Below are 2,638 nucleotides of genomic sequence, written 5' to 3'. Positions count from 1 at the left end.
GGTTCTTTCGTCTACTTGTGTAAATATAATTTGAAATCTAGCAAAGGATGTTGTACGGAAAAGACCAGTATTTTCTACAACCATATCCTTATATGCAAAATTAATTAAAAATTTATTGTTTTCAATATATTCGCATCTTCTTATATCAAATACTCCATCCATCTTTTGTACTTTATCCATTAATTGCTTAAAGTTGTTCTTTACGTTTAATTGAATTTGTTTTGTTAAAACCTGTCCCATAATATTCCTCCAATTCCGTATTAAATTATATCATGACAGAAACAAAAATAAATTAGAATTCACTCTTTTTGTAATTACTAGGTTTATTTTTTAAAATTTTTCCGTGAAAGCAGGCATACCGTCTCAACATGCGTTCCGAAGTTTTTAAAACTGCTACACCAATAATAGAAAATATGGATATCACTTATAATGAAAATATTTATATTAATAAATTCACTGTGCGCCTTTTAAATAATAAAGCGCGTGGAAGAGTTGCGGATGTTTGTCGGCCTCTTACTACGGGTCATCATTATTGAGAGGTGCATAGGTCCCATAGAGTTTTATTGCATAAGCAAAATACCTATTTCTCATGCTGCGTATACCTACTTACTCAGCCAACACGCGCTGTAAAGACTTTTTGTCCCCAGTTTTATAGAGTTTGGCTTTCTCGTTTATTCATTTTAATACCACATTCCATATATCATCTTTAACGACATATTGAAATTCACTTAATTCATTTGAATTCATTACTTTTAATAAATCTTCAAAATCATCAACTGTTTTAATTTCAGATACATCTTTATAATCAATCCATTCCATTTTTCCTTCATTAGAAGATCGTAATTCCCCTTCAAATTCGTTTGTCTTATATAAGAAGACAACGTATCTACCATATTTAATTGGGAATTGTTTAACACCTACCAAAACTGGATTTTTAATATCTAAGCCTGTTTCTTCTTTCATTTCTCTTATAACAGCATCAACAAATGATTCATCTTTTTCAACATGACCACCAGGTAGTGTATATCCTTGCCAATCCTTTTTTATTCTATTTTGAAGTAATATTTTATTACCATCTTCAACTAAACATAAAACAGTAAGCTCTACTCTTTCTGTCCTATCTTCTGATAGAACTTTAGCCCCCATATCTTTCGCTAAATTATCAAATAATTCATTTACCTCTAAATCAAATTTTTGAATTAATAATTGAAGCTTATCATAGCTCATATCATTAACTCCTTTTTCTATTTTATTAACTGTAGATTTAGAAGTATAACCTAATTCTTTAGCAAATTCTTCTTGGCTCATCCCTTGCTCTAATCTAATTTCTTTAATTTTTTCTCCAAGCTTATTACTCATTTTTTACTCTCAATCACTTTCACATTATTTTTATTAAATAATTCCTTTTCTCTATTCGCTTCTTTATTCAGTACTATTAGTCTTTCCTTTTGATTCATTCCATATTTAATCAACAATGAATTATGGTATTCAAGATTAGAAAGAATTGCTAATTCTATAGTCGAAGCATAATCTCTAATATTTCCTTTTTTATCAGGATTGCTATCTTTCCATTCTTTTGCTCTCATACCAAAAAGTGCAACATTTAGCATATCAGCTTCACTTGCATATATAAAGGATTTTTGAGCATCTGTTAATTCAATTGGGATTAAATATGTTTTGATAGCATCTGTATGAATAAGATAATTAATCTTAGTTAATAATCTTTTACCTTGCCATTCTATTTGTTCACTTTCTTCCATTTTTAATCTTTGAAATTCTTTAATTATATATAATTTAACTTCTGGTGAAATCCAGCTAGCAAATTCTAAAGCAATATCTCTATGAGCAAATGTGCCTCCACCATATTTTCCAGCTTTTGTTTTAATGCCAATAGCATTAGTCTTACTTATCCATTTTGTTGGAGTCATAACAAATGAATTTTTACCAGATTCCATTTTAAACGCATTGAATTCGACGCGGTTAAAATTTTCATTATTCAAGATTTCCCATAGACCAATAAAATCTATTGTGTCTTTCAATCTCATCCAGTTTTGTATAGGATATCTAGGATCATCTTCATTTAAAAATCTTGCAATATCAGTTAATGAGACATAATCATCGTCATTAACACCTGTTACATTAATTATTTTATCTTTAACTATTATATTTTTCATTTTCTTACCCTCTAAGTTTATTATACGTTAGAGTAGATTTAAAGTCAACTTTACCTTTTAAAAAACTACAGGCCATTATTATAACCTATAGTTTCATACCTATTATTTGTGGAGCACTCCTAAAGATAATGTGCATACCGTTTCAAAGGGTTTCGAGTTTTCGCAAAAAAACTCAAAAATGGTTTAAACATTGAAAAAAGAGTGGGCAAAATATCCACTCAATAAAAACATTTTTAATCCTTTAAGCATCCAATAGGAATAACAAATATTCCATCATTCCTCTTATAACCATATTGAGAACCTGTGATAACAATTTTGAGGTTTGGTAATCTTAAAGGATATTTCTTTTCTTTCTCGTTATGAACTTTGATTAATCTTTCAATTTCAAGTAGATGCTTTGCACCATCTTCAACATTTTTTTCTCCTAATTTAAATTCTATTAGTGCATATCTTCCATCATCTAA

4 protein-coding genes are annotated in these 2,638 nt (G+C 29.0%); all 4 read right to left on the bottom strand.

The window, feature by feature from the left end; all coding sequences use genetic code 11:
* Window positions 1-240: hypothetical protein (locus SPJ17_RS05295; protein WP_321093315.1), on the bottom strand; the 240-nt coding region annotated here is incomplete at its 3' end.
* A gap of 435 nt (window positions 241-675) precedes the next feature.
* Window positions 676-1,359, bottom strand: coding sequence for an NUDIX domain-containing protein (locus tag SPJ17_RS05290; RefSeq protein ID WP_321093314.1), 684 nt, complete (start codon window positions 1,357-1,359; stop codon window positions 676-678).
* Window positions 1,356-2,174, bottom strand: a complete 819-nt coding sequence (locus SPJ17_RS05285) for a KilA-N domain-containing protein (RefSeq protein WP_321093313.1) — start codon at window positions 2,172-2,174, stop codon at window positions 1,356-1,358. The genes SPJ17_RS05290 and SPJ17_RS05285 overlap by 4 nt, the downstream gene beginning before the upstream one ends.
* Window positions 2,175-2,407: 233 nt before the next feature.
* A partial coding sequence (locus SPJ17_RS05280) for a hypothetical protein (RefSeq protein WP_321093311.1) occupies window positions 2,408-2,638 on the bottom strand: 231 nt, incomplete at its 5' end.

This window comes from Anaeroplasma sp., assembly GCF_034179385.1.
Lineage (GTDB): Bacteria > Bacillota_I > Bacilli_A > Acholeplasmatales > Anaeroplasmataceae > Anaeroplasma.
The sequence above is the reverse complement of the archived record's forward strand: the minus strand, read 5'-3'. Positions and strand labels throughout refer to the sequence as shown.

Bases quoted from the DNA above. Each gene is read 5' to 3' on its own strand.
- SPJ17_RS05290 (WP_321093314.1), bottom strand. From the start codon at position 1,359: ATGAGTAATAAGCTTGGAGAAAAAATTAAAGAAATTAGATTAGAGCAA.
- SPJ17_RS05285 (WP_321093313.1), bottom strand. From the start codon at position 2,174: ATGAAAAATATAATAGTTAAAGATAAAATAATTAATGTAACAGGTGTT.